This is a genomic window from Enterococcus sp. C76 (genome assembly GCF_040886985.1).
GTDB classification, from domain to species: Bacteria; Bacillota; Bacilli; order Lactobacillales; family Enterococcaceae; genus Enterococcus_B; species Enterococcus_B lactis.
Map to the genome: position 1 here is coordinate 298,541 of NZ_JBFOEY010000003.1, position 16,909 is coordinate 315,449.

The 16,909-nt window shown below is 39.1% G+C and carries 17 protein-coding genes and 1 other annotated feature; of the genes, 13 read left to right on the top strand and 4 right to left on the bottom strand.

Annotation, left to right across the window (positions count from 1 at the left end):
* Positions 1–524: 524 nt before the first annotated feature.
* Positions 525–1,244 (bottom strand): gamma-glutamyl-gamma-aminobutyrate hydrolase family protein, encoded by a 720-nt coding sequence (locus AB3I00_RS06125; RefSeq protein ID WP_368024933.1) that lies wholly within the window; start codon positions 1,242–1,244, stop codon positions 525–527.
* Between the two features lie 189 nt (positions 1,245–1,433).
* Positions 1,434–1,481: a sequence feature (sodium ion sensor (DUF1646 type); this cis-regulatory element may regulate processes involved in with the transportation of sodium ions), on the top strand.
* A gap of 99 nt (positions 1,482–1,580) precedes the next feature.
* Here AB3I00_RS06125 and AB3I00_RS06130 point away from each other — a divergent pair.
* The 10 genes from AB3I00_RS06130 to AB3I00_RS06175 are packed head-to-tail and all read left to right on the top strand — an operon-like array spanning position 1,581 to position 11,498.
* The gene (locus AB3I00_RS06130; protein WP_002320976.1) at positions 1,581–1,913 is read left to right on the top strand and encodes a hypothetical protein; all 333 of its coding nucleotides are present in this window, start codon (positions 1,581–1,583) and stop codon (positions 1,911–1,913) included.
* A complete protein-coding gene (locus AB3I00_RS06135; protein ID WP_002314651.1) occupies positions 1,900–3,903 on the top strand; it encodes a V-type ATP synthase subunit I in 2,004 nt (667 codons plus the stop codon). The genes AB3I00_RS06130 and AB3I00_RS06135 overlap by 14 nt, the downstream gene beginning before the upstream one ends.
* An 18-nt stretch (positions 3,904–3,921) precedes the next feature.
* A complete protein-coding gene (locus AB3I00_RS06140; protein ID WP_368024934.1) occupies positions 3,922–4,392 on the top strand; it encodes a V-type ATP synthase subunit K in 471 nt (156 codons plus the stop codon).
* A gap of 20 nt (positions 4,393–4,412) precedes the next feature.
* Positions 4,413–4,997 carry a V-type ATP synthase subunit E gene (locus tag AB3I00_RS06145; RefSeq protein ID WP_002308528.1) on the top strand — a complete coding sequence of 195 codons (585 nt, stop codon included), beginning with the start codon at positions 4,413–4,415 and terminating at the stop codon, positions 4,995–4,997.
* 14 nt (positions 4,998–5,011) lie between these two features.
* A complete protein-coding gene (locus AB3I00_RS06150) occupies positions 5,012–5,998 on the top strand; it encodes a V-type ATPase subunit (RefSeq protein ID WP_368024935.1) in 987 nt (328 codons plus the stop codon).
* Positions 5,988–6,299, top strand: a complete 312-nt coding sequence (locus tag AB3I00_RS06155; protein WP_002292844.1) for a V-type ATP synthase subunit F — start codon at positions 5,988–5,990, stop codon at positions 6,297–6,299. Before AB3I00_RS06150 ends, AB3I00_RS06155 begins: the two co-directional genes overlap by 11 nt.
* Before the next feature lie 21 nt (positions 6,300–6,320).
* On the top strand, positions 6,321–8,102 hold the full coding sequence (locus tag AB3I00_RS06160) for a V-type ATP synthase subunit A (RefSeq protein ID WP_002292843.1): 1,782 nt from the start codon (positions 6,321–6,323) through the stop codon (positions 8,100–8,102).
* On the top strand, positions 8,095–9,471 hold the full coding sequence (locus tag AB3I00_RS06165; RefSeq protein WP_368024936.1) for a V-type ATP synthase subunit B: 1,377 nt from the start codon (positions 8,095–8,097) through the stop codon (positions 9,469–9,471). Before AB3I00_RS06160 ends, AB3I00_RS06165 begins: the two co-directional genes overlap by 8 nt.
* 6 nt (positions 9,472–9,477) lie before the next feature.
* Positions 9,478–10,113: a V-type ATP synthase subunit D gene (locus tag AB3I00_RS06170; protein WP_002292841.1), complete on the top strand. Its 636-nt coding sequence runs from the start codon at positions 9,478–9,480 to the stop codon at positions 10,111–10,113.
* A 29-nt stretch (positions 10,114–10,142) separates the two neighbouring features.
* The gene (locus AB3I00_RS06175; protein ID WP_002292840.1) at positions 10,143–11,498 is read left to right on the top strand and encodes a TrkH family potassium uptake protein; all 1,356 of its coding nucleotides are present in this window, start codon (positions 10,143–10,145) and stop codon (positions 11,496–11,498) included.
* A gap of 198 nt (positions 11,499–11,696) precedes the next feature.
* Here the strand turns inward: AB3I00_RS06175 and AB3I00_RS06180 are convergent, their stop codons facing one another.
* Positions 11,697–13,091: a PLP-dependent aminotransferase family protein gene (locus AB3I00_RS06180; protein WP_002320265.1), complete on the bottom strand. Its 1,395-nt coding sequence runs from the start codon at positions 13,089–13,091 to the stop codon at positions 11,697–11,699.
* A 91-nt stretch (positions 13,092–13,182) separates the two neighbouring features.
* Between AB3I00_RS06180 and AB3I00_RS06185 the strand changes: the two genes are divergently transcribed.
* Positions 13,183–14,154, top strand: coding sequence for an ornithine cyclodeaminase family protein (locus AB3I00_RS06185; RefSeq protein WP_368024937.1), 972 nt, complete (start codon positions 13,183–13,185; stop codon positions 14,152–14,154).
* Positions 14,151–14,933 (top strand): PhzF family phenazine biosynthesis protein, encoded by a 783-nt coding sequence (locus AB3I00_RS06190; protein WP_368024938.1) that lies wholly within the window; start codon positions 14,151–14,153, stop codon positions 14,931–14,933. Before AB3I00_RS06185 ends, AB3I00_RS06190 begins: the two co-directional genes overlap by 4 nt.
* 167 nt (positions 14,934–15,100) lie before the next feature.
* On the opposite strand, the gene AB3I00_RS06195 is transcribed toward AB3I00_RS06190, so the two are convergent.
* The gene (locus tag AB3I00_RS06195) at positions 15,101–15,472 is read right to left on the bottom strand and encodes a VOC family protein (RefSeq protein WP_002308538.1); all 372 of its coding nucleotides are present in this window, start codon (positions 15,470–15,472) and stop codon (positions 15,101–15,103) included.
* Between the two features lie 133 nt (positions 15,473–15,605).
* Between AB3I00_RS06195 and AB3I00_RS06200 the strand changes: the two genes are divergently transcribed.
* A complete protein-coding gene (locus tag AB3I00_RS06200; RefSeq protein WP_002314659.1) occupies positions 15,606–16,049 on the top strand; it encodes an NUDIX hydrolase in 444 nt (147 codons plus the stop codon).
* Between the two features lie 48 nt (positions 16,050–16,097).
* On the opposite strand, the gene yidA is transcribed toward AB3I00_RS06200, so the two are convergent.
* Positions 16,098–16,907, bottom strand: a complete 810-nt coding sequence (gene yidA / locus AB3I00_RS06205; RefSeq protein WP_002292832.1) for a sugar-phosphatase — start codon at positions 16,905–16,907, stop codon at positions 16,098–16,100.
* Positions 16,908–16,909: the final 2 nt, after the last annotated feature.

The window sequence follows — 16,909 nt, forward strand, 5'->3', positions numbered from 1 at the left end:
CGCTGATTTCACGACCTCTGGGTAAACGGTGTTCAAAAGCCAGTTTCTCGGTATTAAGCCAAATTTATGTAAAAATGTGGAAAGCCATTTTCACAAAATTTTTCTTCATACTCGAAACTAAGCGACTTTTTCACGACCTCTTCCTTAAACGGTGTTCAAAAGCTTGCATCTGCGGTAATAAGTCCAACCAATTTAAAAACATAAGGAGCTGTTTTTACTTGGCTGTTCTTATTACTTGATGCAGGACAGCTTTTTCACAACCTCTTCCTTAAACGGCGTTCTCCTGCCAACTCCTCGGTCACAAGTCACAATATCCAACAAACATGAGAAGCTGTTTTTTGAAATTGCTCCTTGTGACTCAGAGTTAAACGGCAGGCTCACGACCTCTTGGTATAAACGGTGTTCAAAAGCCAGTTTCTCGGTATTAAGCCAAATTTATGTAAAAATGTTGAAAGCCATTTTCACAAAATTTTTCTTAATACTCGAAACTAAACAGCTTTTTCACAACTTCCTCAGAAAAACGATTAAAATTCATTCACAAAGAAATCGAATAAACGCTGTTCAGATGAAACTACACGATGAGAAAGTTCCGGATGCCATTGGACACCAAGGATTTTGTGCATATTATCTTTACTTTGGACTGCTTCAATGAGTCCATCGTTGGAAAAGGCGATGGCTTTTAACAAAGGAGAAAGATCTTTGACTGCCTGATGATGATAGGAATTCACAAAGTATGAATCAGGGAGAAGGTCACTTAATAAACTGTCCGAAACGATTTTGACTTCGTGAGTTGCAAACTGCGGGGCAGTGGGCTGTTGTTCGTGTTTTACGGACCATTTTGGATATAATGAAAGATCTTGATAAAGTGTTCCCTCCAACACGACATTCAATAGTTGAAGTCCTCGGCAGACTGCAAAAATCGGTTTTCTTTGTTTCAATGCTTCCAAGATCAATGCCTGTTCGAATTGGTCTCGTTGAATATTTGTTTCCGTCAGTTTGGGATGAGGGTCTTCCATGTAAAGTTGCGGACTAACATCCTGACCGCCTGCAAGAATGAGTTTGTCGATTTTCTCAATTAGTTGAGGCGCTGAATCTGGATACATGACTGGCAGAATAAGAGGTAATCCTTGAGCATCTAAAACTGCATCCACAAATCCCTGCGGTGTATAGCTTACTTGATTTCCTTGGAAAGTATCTGTCGCTCGAATCAGTTGATTCCCGGCAATGCCGATGATTGGTTTCATTTTTATTCCCCCTAAAGTAGACTAATTGTAACAAGGATTTAAAAAAATTTAAACTATGTAAGACTTGCCCCTATACTTATCTGTTCTTGCTGTGTTACTATCTGTAAAGAGAATTTTCGTGTGAAATTCATGACGATAGTTGAAAATATTGCTTAATTTGTTATAATAAAAAGTAAGCAGAAATAAAAAGGTTGGGCGTAAGCTTCAAGGATCTAGTTCTTCAAGGGGTGAGAAGGACATTTTATTGAAGGGGCCTGCCTATACTAAGTTATCTTTAGAGGTACATACTTTCAATGAAAAAAGAAAGCATGTACCTCTTTTTTAAATCGAAAGGAAGTGAAGCAAGTGTTAGAAGCTTTGGAACAAATCCGAAAAGCAGAAGAAGAAAATGAGAAGCGTGCTCGAACCCTACGGCAGCAGTTGAAGACCTATGCAGAAGAAAAAGAGCAAGAATTGGAGATAATCCAAACGAACAGTCGGCAACAGCTGAAACAGTTGGTAGAAGAAAAAGAACAATTCGAAAAGCAAGAATTAGAAAAAGAAAAAATGAAATTGAAAGCAGAAGCAGACAAGGTGCAAGCAACTTTGAAAGACCAATATCAAAAGCATCAGAGTCAAGCAATCGGTGCAATCATTGAAAGGGTGAAAGAAACTTATGGCCGTCACTAAGATGGAAAAAGTGACCCTCATTTCAGATAAAAGAAATCAGGAGAGGATTTTACAAGCAGTACAAGGAATCCAAAATGTTGAAATCCGGGATCTGTATCAAAATAGAACAAACAACCAGTGGGTAGAAAAATATTTTCCAGATACCACGATTATTGATAAAGAAGCAAAATTAAGCGCTTTAGGCAATCGGCTGAAAGACATCCAAGAAGCTATCCAATTCATACAACACCACGGCGATAGCCGTCAAAAGAAACTCCATTTGAAACGTCAAGAACTTTCCTTACAAGACTTGGAAGCAAATTATTCCGAAGAAAATTTCATGAATAAATTAGAAGAAGTCCTTGATTTAAAAGAAAAGTGGGAACAGCTAACTGAAAAACGTGATCGTTTAGAAGAAGAGGAAGAATGGCTTCTTCATTGGCAACAGCTGGATATTGCTCCAAGTATGTATGCAAGTAAGACGACCATTTTTGAGATGGGGACTGTGAGTGCAGCAAATTTTGAAAGTTTCAAGGAAGAACTAAGTAAGCTTGATGACGTTTATATGGAAGAAATAGATTATACGCCAAAACAAGTTTATCTTTCGTATGTTGCTTTAAAAAAATCAGCTGCTGCTATAGAAGAAATTGCTGGGAAATACGGGTTCAATAAAGAAACGTATCCTTATGAACAAAATCCTAAAGAAAAACTGCAAGAAACCAAACAGCAATTGTCCGTTGTTCACGAGCACCAAAAGAAGATAACGACAGCGTTAGGTCAGTGCAGCGGCTATATCCAAGAATTTGAATGGGTAGAAGAAGTCACACTTGCCGTTGCAGAACGGGAAAAAGTAAAAGAACGGTTTATCCATGCGACTTATCTGATCGTTTTGCAAGGTTGGGTAGATGCAGAAGAAAAACAGAATTTGATGCATGTGTTAACCGAAACTGTATCAGAAGAAGATATATATATTAGTTTCGAAACACCAAACTCAGAAGAGATTCAGCAGGAAGTCCCTACTAAATTGAAAAACCATCCGCTTATCGAACCTTTTGAATTGCTGACTGAAATGTACAGTCTGCCAAAATATGAAGAAGTAGATCCAACGCCTTGGATGACACCATTTTATCTTGTCTTCTTCGGGATGATGGTCGCAGATGTTGGTTACGGATTGCTGATGCTCATTGGGACAATACTAGCTCAAAAACTACTTGTTTTACCACGTGGGATGAAACGTTTCGTAAAATTCTTTGAGATTCTCTCGGTACCATCGATCATCTGGGGATTGATCTACAGTTCATTTTTCGGACAGGCATTACCAAAAGAACTATTTGGCATCCGCTTGCCTTTCCCAATCCTATCTACAACGGATGACGTCAATACGATTTTGATTTTATCCGTGATTTTCGGTCTGATACAGATCTTGGTTGGATTATTTGTGGCAGCAAAGGAAAATATCAGGAGAAAAGATTACTTGAGTGCTGTCAGTGATGGATTTGCCTGGCAAGGGATCCTGATTGGGATCGTTATTGCATTGATTGGTGCCATGTTGATAAAAAATACAGCATTTGTTTATCTTGGCGCGGGGCTATCGATCATTGCTGCTTTATGTATCTTAATCGTGCCGATTATCCAATCGCCGTCTAAAGTCAAGGGTGCTGCCAAAGGAGCGTATAATCTTTACGGATTGACGGGTTATATCGGTGATTTAGTCAGTTATACACGTTTGATGGCATTAGGTATTTCAGGCGGAAGTATTGGCGCGGCATTCAATATGCTGGTTGCTTTCATGCCGCCAGCCGCTCGATTCAGTGTAGGGATCCTTTTGATCATCGCTTTACACGCACTGAATATGTTTTTGACACTGTTGAGTGCCTATGTCCATGGTGCACGATTGCAGTATGTCGAATTTTTTGGAAAATTTTATACAGGAGGCGGACGTGCCTTTGACCCGCTGAAAACGGCGGAAAAATACGTCAACATCAATCATAAGAAAAAAAACAATAAATAATTGGAGGATTTTTATACAATGATGGATTACTTAATTAGTCAAAATGGTGGAATGGTATTTGCAGTATTAGCGATGGCAACAGCGACGATTTTTTCAGGGATCGGTTCAGCTAAAGGTGTTGGAATGACAGGTGAGGCAGCAGCAGCGTTAACAACAAGTCAACCCGAAAAATTCGGACAGGCTCTGATTCTGCAATTGCTTCCAGGTACGCAAGGGTTGTATGGATTCGTTATCGCCTTTTTGATTTTTATCAACTTAGGAAATGATATGTCAGTTGTACAAGGTTTGAACTATTTAGGCGCTTCTCTGCCGATTGCTTTTACAGGCTTGTTTTCAGGTATTGCCCAAGGGAAAGTTGCAGCAGCAGGTATCCAAATTTTAGCGAAAAAACCTGAACATGCTACAAAAGGAATCATTTTTGCTGCGATGGTTGAAACATATGCGATTTTAGGTTTCGTTATTTCCTTCCTATTAGTATTGAATGCCTAAGCATAAAGGAGGAAAAGCAGATGAACGCCATTGAAAAAATCATCTCTCAGATGAATGAAGCAGCAGAGCAAGAAAGAGCGGCGTTAGAGCAAGAAGAGCGAATGAAGATCGATCAAAACTTTGAACAAAAACGTACGCAAATCGAAACAGAACATCAAAAACAAAAAGAAAAACAAATCGAATTACTTGAAAAAAAATACCGTCAGCTTAGGAATCGCCAACAAGTAGAAGTACGACAAGAAAATTTGAACGCGAAGCAGGAATTTTTACGACGATTGTTTGCAGATGCAATAGCTGAAATGGAGAATTGGGATGAATCTGAACAAATCCAGTTTATCAAAAATTCATTGTATTCATTACCTTTGACAGGCAAAGTAACATTCATTGCTGGAGAAAAATCAGCAGCTTATCTTTCTCAGACATTGCTGGATGAATGGAACAATGAACTTCCCTTTACGATGGTTTTAAGCGATGAATCTGTTGCTGGTCAAGCTGGGTTTCTGATAAACGATCAAGGAGTTCAGTATAATTTTCTTTTCAGCAGCCTTGTACAAGATATCCAAGGAACGATGAGTTTTGAGATTGCCAATCAATTATTCGAATAAGGAGGGATCAGTGTATGGAATACCACGAACTAAATCCCTTGATTCGCGGAAGAGAGCTTGAACTTTTGTCCAATGAGACATTTGAACGGATGATTCAAACCAATTCTGTCGAAGCACTTGGTGAAATATTGAAATCCACGATTTACAGTCCATATATCTATGACGGATATGAATATGACTTCGAACAGAATCTTTTAAAGGAGCAGAGCCGTCTATTTCGCTGGTTAAAGGAATCAGCACCGGAGCCTGAAATCGTTTGGATCTATACGATGCGTTATACTTTCCATAATCTGAAGGTTTTGACAAAAGCCGAGATGACAAATCAAAATCTGGACCATTTGTATATCGACGATGGGTTTTATTCATTAGAAACCTTGAAGGATGCCGTTCATACGCAAGTTTCAAATGAACTCCCTGAAAGCATTATGGACAGTATACGAGAAGTCCGCGATTATTTTGAAGAGTCTACCATTCTTCAGGGAATCGATGTGATCTATGATCGACAGTTTTTGACAGAGCAGCGACGGCTTGCCGATAAGCTAGGATATCAAGAATTGCTGACAGAAGTCATTGCTTTTATTGACTTGACCAATATCACAACGATGGCTCGAGGAATATTGCAGAAAAGAACATATGGGTTCATGACGACGGTGCTTTCCAGTTCGGGAAGTATCGAAAAAGAAGTATTTTTGAACTTTGTAGATAAAGACATGGAAGCTTACACGAATTTTCTATTAGAGACAGATTATGCTGAGTTTCTGCGTCCTGTCATCCGTGAGGGAAATCTTGATCTCGTAAAGCTTGAACAGTTGAAAGATGATTATCTAAGTTCATTGTATCAAGAAGCACAAACCCAGGCTTTCGGACCACTGCCACTACTAGCCTTTTTGAACGCAAAAGAGGTAGAAAGCAAAAACCTTCGTTTACTGGTTATCGGCAAAAGAAGCCATTTCGAACCAGAAACAATCAGAAAGCGGGTGAGACAAGTCTATGACGCATAAGATCGGTGTAGTTGGCGACAAAGATTCTGTTTTGCCATTCAAATTGTTTGGCTTTGATGTTCGTTATGGTACAACCAAGCAAACCGTTCGTCAGGCAATTGAAGAAATGGCAAAGAATGAGTATGGCGTGATTTATGTCACGGAGCAATGTGCAGCATTGAGCCCAGAAACGATCGAACGTTACAAGGAACAAATGATACCTGCTATCGTATTGATTCCCAATCATCAAGGATCATTAGGGATTGGGCTGGAAGAAATTCAAAAGAACGTAGAAAAAGCAGTAGGTCAAAATATCTTATAGTATGAAAAGGAGATAGAAATTTTGCAAATTGGAAAAATCATAAAAGTCTCCGGACCTCTTGTAATGGCTGAGAACATGTCTGATGCCAGTATCCAAGACATGTGTCTAGTGGGAGATCTAGGAGTTATCGGAGAAATTATCGAGATGCGTGGCGATGTGGCGTCTATTCAAGTATATGAAGAGACTTCTGGAATTGGTCCAGGCGAACCGGTTCGCTCTACTGGTGAAGCTTTATCTGTTGAATTAGGACCAGGGATCATTTCACAAATGTTTGACGGAATCCAACGGCCATTAGATACCTTTATGGAAATCACACAAAGTAATTTCTTAGGACGGGGAGTCCAATTGCCTGCATTGGATCATGAGAAAAAATGGTGGTTCGAACCAACATTAGAAGCCGGAGAAACGGTTAGTGCTGGCGATGTGATTGGAATCGTAGAAGAAACAAAAGTTATCAAACACAAAATCATGGTGCCAAATGGGATAAAAGGTACGATCAAAACAATCGAAAAAGGATCGTTCACTATTGATGAAACCGTATGTGTCGTTGAAACTGAAAATGGTGACAAAAACTTGACGATGCTCCAAAAATGGCCAGTCAGACGTAGTCGGCCAATCAAAGAAAAATTAAACCCTGATGCACCGATGATCACCGGACAGCGAGTGATCGATACGTTCTTCCCAGTGACAAAGGGGGGAGCAGCAGCTGTTCCTGGTCCATTTGGTGCAGGAAAAACAGTCGTTCAGCATCAAATCGCAAAATGGGCCGATGTGGACATGGTCGTTTATGTGGGATGCGGTGAACGCGGAAATGAGATGACGGATGTTTTAAATGAATTTCCTGAATTGATTGACCCTAATACAGGAGAATCATTGATGGAACGTACGGTATTGATTGCCAATACATCTAACATGCCGGTAGCGGCTCGAGAAGCTTCTATCTATACGGGAATCACGATTGCGGAATATTTCCGTGATATGGGTTATGACGTTGCTATCATGGCAGACTCCACTTCGCGATGGGCAGAAGCACTTCGTGAGATGAGCGGACGTTTGGAAGAAATGCCTGGTGATGAAGGTTATCCAGCTTATCTTGGTTCCCGTCTTGCGGAATACTATGAACGATCTGGAAGAGTCATTGCTTTAGGATCAGAAGGTCGCGAAGGAAGTATAACCGCAATCAGTGCTGTATCGCCTTCTGGAGGAGATATTTCGGAACCAGTCACACAAAATACATTGCGGGTCGTAAAAGTATTCTGGGGACTTGATTCGACTTTAGCCCAAAAAAGACATTTTCCTTCGATCGATTGGATCCAAAGTTATTCTCTTTATTCAACAGAAGTAGGGAAGTACATGGATCATATCCTTCAAGCTGACTGGGCATCCATGGTCACTGAGGGCATGCGTATTTTGCAGGAAGAACAGCAGCTGAATGAAATCGTGCGTTTGGTAGGGATTGATTCCCTTTCAGATAATGACCGTCTGACATTAGAAGTGGCAAAATCCATTCGTGAAGATTATTTGCAGCAAAATGCTTTTGATGATGTCGATACATTCACTTCAAGAGAGAAACAATTCAAAATGTTGAAGATGATCTTGACCTTTGGTGAAGAAGGACGCCGTGCGTTGTCGTTAGGTGCTTATTTAAGTGAGATCATGGACGGTACCGTATCGATTCGTGAAAGAATCGGACGAAGCAAATATATCCCGGAAACAGAATTAGAAAAACTAGATCAAATTATCGGTGAAATCAAACAAACGATGCAAACAATCGTTTCAGAAGGAGGCATGAGCAATGATTAAAGAATATCGTACGATCGGTGAAGTCGTCGGTCCATTGATGGCGGTTGAAAAAGTTGCTGGTGTCAAATATGAAGAATTAATCGAAGTCCGTATGCAAAATGGCGAGATTCGTCGTGGACAAGTATTGGAAGTCCAAGAAGATAAAGCAATGGTCCAAATATTTGAAGGAACAAGTGGAATCAATTTACGTGACTCTTCTGTACGATTTTTAGGACATCCTTTAGAACTAGGTGTATCGGAAGACATGATCGGTCGAGTATTCGATGGCTTGGGACGTCCAAAAGATAATGGACCAGAAATCCTGCCTGAAAAGTATTTGGATATTAACGGAGAAGTAATCAATCCAGTAGCTCGGGATTACCCAGATGAGTTTATCCAAACAGGTATCTCTGCAATCGATCATTTGAACACATTAATTCGTGGACAAAAATTACCAGTATTTTCTGGTTCTGGTCTTCCTCACAAAGAATTAGCTGCTCAGATCGCGCGACAAGCAACGGTACTTGATTCATCAGATGATTTCGCCGTAGTCTTTGCTGCTATTGGGATCACTTTTGAAGAAGCAGAATTTTTCATGGAAGATTTTCGACAAACTGGTGCAATCGACCGTTCTGTCATGTTCATGAATTTAGCAAACGATCCTGCAATCGAACGTATTGCTACTCCTCGTATGGCTTTGACTGCTGCAGAATATCTTGCTTATGAAAAAGGAATGCATGTATTGGTTATCATGACAGACATGACCAACTATGCAGAGGCATTGCGAGAGATTTCTGCAGCACGGCGAGAAGTTCCAGGAAGAAGAGGCTATCCTGGGTATCTTTACACGAACTTAGCTACTTTGTTCGAACGAGCAGGAAGGATCCGCGGACTAAAAGGATCAGTTACTCAAATTCCGATTTTAACAATGCCAGAAGACGATAAGACTCATCCGATCCCTGACTTGACTGGTTATATTACAGAAGGCCAGATCATCTTGACTAGAGAGCTTTACAAGAGTGGGATACAACCACCAATTGATGTACTTCCGTCTCTTTCGCGGTTAAAAGATAAAGGAACTGGACCCGGAAAGACAAGAGAAGACCATGCGGCTACGATGAATCAGCTTTTTGCAGCCTATGCACAAGGAAAACAGGCAAAAGAATTAGCCGTAGTTTTAGGAGAATCTGCTTTATCTGATGTAGATAAGATCTATGCGAAGTTTGCTGAGCGGTTTGAAAAAGAATATGTCAATCAAGGATTCCACACGAACCGTTCGATTACTGAAACACTTGATCTAGGGTGGGAACTGCTATCGATGTTGCCAAGAACCGAATTAAAACGAATCAAAGACGACATGCTGGACAAATATCTGCCAGAAGGGAAGTGAGTTCTGATGGCACGATTGAATGTGAATCCGACCCGCATGGAATTGACCCGATTGAAAAAACAGTTGACAACTGCCACAAGAGGGCATAAATTATTAAAAGATAAGCAAGATGAACTGATGCGTCAATTCATTCTGTTGATTCGAAAGAACAACCAACTGCGTCAAGAAATGGAAGAGTCCATGACAGAAGCAATGTCTGATTTTGTATTGGCAAATGCTTCGATCACGGAACCTTTCATCGAAGAATTGTTTGCTTTGCCGGCGGAAAACGTTGATTTATCTATCGTAGACAAAAATATCATGAGTGTAAAAGTACCTGTGATGAATTTTGAATATGATGAACAGCTGACAGACACCCCTTTGGAATACGGGTATTTGAATTCCAGTGCCGAACTGGATCGGTCAATCGATCGGTTTACTACCTTGCTTCCAAAACTTTTGGAACTGACAGAAATCGAAAAAACTTGTCAGCTAATGGCAAGTGAGATCGAAAAGACACGTCGGCGAGTCAATGCATTAGAATATATGACGATCCCTCAATTAGAAGAAACGATCTATTATATTCGTATGAAGCTAGAAGAAAACGAGCGCGCAGAAGTAACAAGGTTGATCAAAGTAAAAAATATGGGTACCACTGACTAAGTGGTATCCTTTTTTAAAAGAGGAAAACGATGATTAAACAAAACAAACAAATAAAGAAACGCTTGCCGGCCGTTCAGCTTCTCGCATTAGGATTTTTTCTCCTGATTTTAGTTGGCGGCGGCCTACTTACCCTGCCATTTTTTAGTAATAGTGGGCATGGGACAAATTTTATCGATGCGCTTTTCACTGCAACTTCTGCCGTCTGCGTGACGGGATTGACGACATTGAATACAGCAGAACATTGGAACAGTGCTGGTCAGTTTTTGATCATGCTTTTGATTGAGATTGGCGGTCTTGGCTTTATGATGGTTCCGATTCTATGCTTTGCATTGATAAAGAAAAAAGTCAGTCTCAGCACACGTATTATATTAAAAGAAGCGCTAAATCTAGAAGAAGTATCAGGTGTGATGAAGCTCATGCTTTACATCCTGAAATTGGCCTTTGTGATCCAATTGATTGGTACGGTTGCTTTATCTTTTGTATTCGTGCCTGAATTTGGCTGGTTGAAAGGGATCTGGTACAGTTTGTTCCACGCAATCTCTAGTTTTTGTAATGCAGGGTTTGATTTGTTAGGAGACAGTCTAGCCAATCACCAGCAAAATGTTTATTTGATTATGGTGGTATCTGCTTTGATTATTTCTGGCGGATTAGGCTTTATCGTTTGGCGTGACTTATTGGAATATCATCAGAAAAAGAAGATGACGATTCATTCAAAAATCGCATTAACCGTTACAGGTACCCTTTTATTAGGCGGTTTCGTTGTGTTCTTTTTCACAGAACACAATGGGGCAACATTAGTGGAAGGGAATATGTTTCAACGATTGGCAAATACTTTTTTTATGAGTGTAACACCTAGAACGGCTGGATATTATTCAGTTGATTACCTCCATATGAGTCATGCTGGTCTGATCTTAACGATGTTTTTGATGTACATTGGCGGAACATCTGGGTCGACTGCCGGCGGATTGAAAACAACTACGTTAGGTGTGTTGCTGATCCAGATGCGTTCGATGCTTAAAGGACGTACGAGAGCGGAAGCATTTGGCCGTACAATCCGTCAAGGCGCAGTGTTGCGAGCACTCACGTTGTTTTTTATCACGTTGACACTGTGTGTAGTCGCCATCATGATTTTATCAGTGACTGAAACGATACCTAAAACTTCTGGCATCGAATATATTGCTTTTGAGGTCTTCTCTGCATTTGGAACAGTAGGACTTACGATGGGATTGACGCCAGACTTGACTGCAATAGGGAAATTGATCATTATAGCGCTTATGTACATTGGACGAGTTGGGGTATTGACTGTGGTCTTCTCTCTGATGACAAAAGCACAAAGAACTCAATCAAAATACAAATATCCAGAAGAAAGTGTCATGATTGGATAATTTCATCTTCTGACAGAAATCTAGTGATCTAGCAAAATAAGAAAATAAAATATAAGACAAATTTTTTTGCTGTTTGGTTACTTTAAGTGCAAAATGTTCATTTGCTTTTTGAGGCACTATCCGTTGTTGAACTTCGGGTAGTGCCTCTTTTTTATCGAAAGGAATCAATCAGCTATGATTCCTTTATTTATCAATAGATTATAATTCATATTTTTTTATTTTTTCTTTTACGATACTTAGTCCAGAAGCTAAAATCTCAAGGTTGTTTGAAGATAGGGAAATACGAACGAATGCATCCGGTTGTGCTCGCGTAGTAAAGCGTCGGGAATGATAGAGTCGGATGCCGTTAGACAGAAAGTCATTCTCAATCCTCTTAGGATCAATCTCAGGATCAACTGGAAGAATTCGATAATAAGGAACACGATTCGTTGGTTTTTCTACTTTGAAAAGAGAATCAAAAAGCTGATTAGCTCTTTTCGTAAGATTTAATTTAGTTTCTAAGATTCTATTTGCTTCATTTGAATGGAGGATTTGAGTGATGACCTCCACATCTAATCCAGAAGTTTTCACATTTATATTAAAAATTGCTTGTTCTATCTTGCTTTGGACATGTACTGGGGCTACAAGATAAGCAACTCGCAATCCAGAACAAATAAATTTTGTCATTCCAGCTAAGTAGATTGTTTGGTTAGGTAACAATTTTTGGAAAGGAGGAATGATCTTATGTTGATAATAAGTTGTTAAAAAAGAATGGATATCATCTTCGATAACCCATAGACCTTCTTTTTCAATTACTTCGGCTAATTGCTCTCGTCTTTGGTGAGAGATTTGAAACCCTATAGGATTATTGCAAGAAGGCATAAGAAAGACACCATGGATCTTCTTTTTTCTACATTCCTGAATCAATATATCAGGTCGCATTCCTTGCTCGTCAAAATCAATTGGAACGATCTCTAAATGATATAATTGAGCCAATTCAATGAAATTAGCGTACGTATATCGGTCTGTTGCTATTCTATCACCTGGAGAGAAAAGTGCAGAAAGTGTGATAGCCAATCCATTTTGAACACCGGAAACAATAGACAGAGATTCTAAAGACGGAATGACTCCTTGAGTTTTTAACCAATTTGCTGCAGTAGTCAATTGAAAATTTGTGCCTTTGGGATCTTGGTAATTAAGCAAACCAACAAGATTTGGGTTATTACCAGTTGATTGAATAAACGGGACAACGAATTTATTACATTCTTCAAAAGAACTAACCAGACCAAAATCAATGATATGTTCGGTTACTTCATTGGTAGAGATGGTAATGGATTCAAAGACATTGGGAGAAATAAAAGTGCCACTTCCAATATTCGTATACAGCAAACCTTTCTCAATTCCGTATTTATAAGCCTTGCCAACGGTAGTAAAATTTAAATCTAAATAATCAGCTAGCTCTCTTTGGGAGGGTAATTGAGTGTTTTTCTGTAATTTATTCTTTAAAATATCTTGTTCTAATTGTTGAATCAATGATCGATAATAAGGACGCTTCAATTTTTGTTTGTCTGGCCGCCAAGTTAACGGGTAGTTGTCATAAGAATTAATAGGCATTTTCTCCACTCCTTAAAATTGTATACCATACAATTTTACCATTGATTGTATTGATTTTAGAAGTTAATCTTTTGTGAGGAGGGAATTGTCTATGAAAATTATTAATTTTGAGGAAGTAGTAGCTTCTTTTAGTTTTGAAGAAGCGATCCAAGTAATTAAAAAATGTTTCTTTGATTATGAAAGTGGTAAAATCAGCCAAAATCCTCGATTGGTGGAAATTTTACCGGACGGAAAAGACAAAAATGTGTTTGCGATGATGCCTGCCTATTTGGGAGAGAATAGATATTTTGGAACAAAAGTCATTACCGCTTTCCCGGATAATCATCAGTATCATTTACCTTCTCATTTAGGAGAGATTTTCTTGTTTGATGCTCAAAACGGACTACCCAGAGCATTGATAAACGCAAATGCAGTCACTTGGATTCGAACAGCTGCTGTATCTGCGCTAGCAACAGATTACTTAGCAGATCAGCATGCAGAAACACTTGCTTTAATTGGAGCTGGTCAACAAGCATTGTCGCATTTGGCTGCGATTTCTACCATTCGTCGCATCACTACAGTGTTTGTTTACGATATTTTAGAAGAAAGACGAAATGCTTTTATCGCTAATGCTAAAAATCAGTATCCTAAAATGACGTTTATAAATGCAATATCAGTAGAAGATGCAGTACGCTCAGCGGAAATCATTTGTACGTTGACCCCTAGTAAAGAGGCATTTCTTCAAAAAGAGTGGGTAAGGGAAGACGCACATATCAATGCTGTGGGCACGTTTACTCCTGATACAAGAGAGATAAGTACACCATTGATGGAAACTTCTCAAATCTATGTAGATGATTACTCAGCTGCCTTAACAGAAAGCGGAGACCTACTTATAGCCATGTCAGAAGGAGATTTAGAGGAATCTTGTATTGTTGGTACATTAGGCGAATTAGTTTCTGGGAAAAAAACAGTTTACAAAGGAGAATCGAGTCCGACGATTTTCGACGCAGTTGGTCTAGCTGTTGAAGATCTTTGCTGTGCAGAATATATTTATAACAAATTAGAGAGAGGATCTTTAAAATGAACTTAGATTATTACGTAGTTGATGCATTTGCAGATGAGGTGTTCAAAGGAAATCCAGCAGCAGTGTATGTTCTAGAAGAATGGCTGCCAGAAGGTACGATGCAAAAAATTGCCATTGAAAACAATTTATCTGAAACAGCATTTACAGTGAAGAAAAATCAAGGATTTGAGCTTAGATGGTTTACACCAGATCGAGAAATCGATCTTTGTGGTCACGCGACATTAGCAACAGCATTTGTTTTATTTAACTATTACAAAATACTTGATGAAACGATTAAATTTTCTACTCAAAGCGGTAATCTATTTGTGACAAGAATTGATGATTATTATTACATGGATTTTCCTAGTATTATGCCAAAAAAAGTATCGATATTGTCTGAATATGAAGAAGCGATTGGGGCTAAGATTAAAGAAGCCTACTTAGCACGTGATTTATTTTTCGTATTAGAAGATGAAAAAACAGTGGCTAAATTGCAGCCAGATTTCACAAGTATCAAAAATTTTGATTTAGGAATAGGGGTCATCGTGACAGCAGAAAGTGTGCAAGAAGACTTTGTTTCTAGAACCTTCTTTCCAAAATTAACAATTAATGAAGATCCAGTATGTGGATCAGCACATTCTAATCTTATTCCTTATTGGGCAAAAAGAATGAGTAAAACAAAATTGTCAGCTTACCAAATGTCATCAAGGGGCGGGTATCTAGAGTGTGAATTAAAAGAAGATCGTGTGATAATAGGAGGAAAAGCAGTTTTGTTTTCTAAAGGTACCTCGTTTATTTGATTTCTTTCAAATGAACTAAAAATAAATAAGTGTAGAGTGGCAGCCTTATAGCTACAATAGTTGTTAAAAAAAGACGCAAACTTTTTCAATTTAAAGAAAGTTTGCGTCTCATTTTAATTATTGGCGTTTGTTTTTTGTTCAATCAAGAGCAAAATGCCCCCTACTAACTAGCCTCGGATGACTTCGATTTTATAACCATCAGGGTCAATGACAAAGTAGTAAGAAGGCGCAGTGCCAGGTAATCCTTTTAAGTCAGTAATTTCAAGACCTGCAGCTTTATGCTGTTCATGTAATTTTTCTAAATCATCAGCTGCAATAGCGATATGACCATAACCATTTCCTAAATCATAGGCACCATGATCGTAGTTATAAGTCAACTCTAATTCATAGTCATCCCCAGGAAGTGTCAAATAAACAAGTGTAAATTTGTTTTCTGGAAAATCACGGCGGCGGCTTTCTTCAAAACCAAATGCCTTTTGATAAAATTCGATCGATGCTTCAAGATCTTTCACTCGAACACATGTGTGAGCCATTTTCATAGATTCATCTCTCCCTTTCCTTTTATTTAATCATAACAAAAAGAAGTAAGGAAATAGTTGATTTGTGCTTGTTCATGAGAAATTTCTCATGTAAAATGGATAGAAAATAAAACTGTTAAGGTGGAAACTATTCATGGATAAACCAATTTTTGGTGAAAAAAAGCAATTTGCTGATTATCAAACCCGTTATGCAGCATATATCGTCATAGAAAGAGATCAGCAGATTGCAGTAATCGAGGCTCCAAATGGTGCTTTTTTTCTTCCTGGCGGGGAAATTGAAGGAGATGAGACGAAAGAACAAGCAATCGTTCGTGAGCTAGTAGAAGAAATGGGGATTGCGGCAGAAATTGCTTTCTATCTGGGAGAAGCAGATGAGTACTTTTACTCGAATTATCGTGCAACTTATTACTATAATCCAGGATATTTCTTTGCTGCTGATTCTTGGAAGCGTATAGGAGAACCCACAGAAAAGACCAATAAAATCTGGTGGGTCAGCCCCCAAGAAGCACTTGAAAAATTGAAACGTGGCAGCCATCGATGGGCAGTCGAGAGATGGGTCGAAAAAAATAAAAAATAAAAACTGAAAGAAAGCGAGTAGACCAGCTTTCTCTCAGTTTTTTATTTATTACAGAACGTATTTTTTGATTGCTTCAGCTACGCCGTGTTCGTCGTTCGATGAAGTGATGACATTTGCTGCTTCTTTGACAAGAGAAACGGCATTTCCCATAGCTACTCCTAGACCAGCATATTCAATCATGGATAAGTCGTTCTCGTTATCTCCGATAGCCATGATTTCATCTTGATCAATACCAAGATGCTGTCCGAGATTCGCAACTGCCGCACCTTTACTTGCTTCTTTATTTAGTACTTCAAAGTAATAGGGTGCACTTTTGACCGTTGTGTATTTATCACGGAAAGTTTGTGGTAAGCGTGCAATTGCTGCGTCTAAAATTTCTGGTTCGTCGATCATCATCATTTTGACGATGTTCATGTCTGGTGTCATTTCTTCAGGTGTTCGATATTTTAGCGGCATCTTGACTAAACTTGCTTCGTGGATCGTATAAGCGCTGATATCTCGATTAGGTGTGTAGATCGCTTTGTCATCAATCGAATGGAGATGACTGCCAACACGGCGTGCCATCACTTCGATCTCTAGAAAATCTTCATGAGTCAGACCGTGACGGGCAATGATTTTACCTGATTTTGTTTGTTGTACGAGTGCCCCATTATAAGTAATAACGTAATCATTATCTTGAAAAAGGTCCAGCTCATTTAACTGTTCTTGGACACCTGGTAAGGGGCGACCAGTACATAAAACGATTGAGACCCCTTTTGCAACAGCAGCGGCAATCGCTTCTTTTACTTCTTTTGTTACTTCTCTTTTCTCATTTAATAAAGTACCATCGATGTCGATAGCGACTAGTTTGATAGCCATAA

Coding starts and splice junctions, on each gene's coding strand:
- AB3I00_RS06145 (WP_002308528.1), top strand. CDS start 4,413: ATGAACGCCATTGAAAAAATCATCTCTCAGATGAATGAAGCAGCAGAG.
- AB3I00_RS06200 (WP_002314659.1), top strand. CDS start 15,606: ATGGATAAACCAATTTTTGGTGAAAAAAAGCAATTTGCTGATTATCAA.
- AB3I00_RS06150 (WP_368024935.1), top strand. CDS start 5,012: ATGGAATACCACGAACTAAATCCCTTGATTCGCGGAAGAGAGCTTGAA.
- AB3I00_RS06190 (WP_368024938.1), top strand. CDS start 14,151: ATGAACTTAGATTATTACGTAGTTGATGCATTTGCAGATGAGGTGTTC.
- AB3I00_RS06125 (WP_368024933.1), bottom strand. CDS start 1,244: ATGAAACCAATCATCGGCATTGCCGGGAATCAACTGATTCGAGCGACA.
- AB3I00_RS06170 (WP_002292841.1), top strand. CDS start 9,478: ATGGCACGATTGAATGTGAATCCGACCCGCATGGAATTGACCCGATTG.
- AB3I00_RS06175 (WP_002292840.1), top strand. CDS start 10,143: ATGATTAAACAAAACAAACAAATAAAGAAACGCTTGCCGGCCGTTCAG.
- yidA (WP_002292832.1), bottom strand. CDS start 16,907: ATGGCTATCAAACTAGTCGCTATCGACATCGATGGTACTTTATTAAAT.
- AB3I00_RS06180 (WP_002320265.1), bottom strand. CDS start 13,091: ATGCCTATTAATTCTTATGACAACTACCCGTTAACTTGGCGGCCAGAC.
- AB3I00_RS06140 (WP_368024934.1), top strand. CDS start 3,922: ATGATGGATTACTTAATTAGTCAAAATGGTGGAATGGTATTTGCAGTA.
- AB3I00_RS06195 (WP_002308538.1), bottom strand. CDS start 15,472: ATGAAAATGGCTCACACATGTGTTCGAGTGAAAGATCTTGAAGCATCG.
- AB3I00_RS06155 (WP_002292844.1), top strand. CDS start 5,988: ATGACGCATAAGATCGGTGTAGTTGGCGACAAAGATTCTGTTTTGCCA.
- AB3I00_RS06135 (WP_002314651.1), top strand. CDS start 1,900: ATGGCCGTCACTAAGATGGAAAAAGTGACCCTCATTTCAGATAAAAGA.
- AB3I00_RS06185 (WP_368024937.1), top strand. CDS start 13,183: ATGAAAATTATTAATTTTGAGGAAGTAGTAGCTTCTTTTAGTTTTGAA.
- AB3I00_RS06165 (WP_368024936.1), top strand. CDS start 8,095: ATGATTAAAGAATATCGTACGATCGGTGAAGTCGTCGGTCCATTGATG.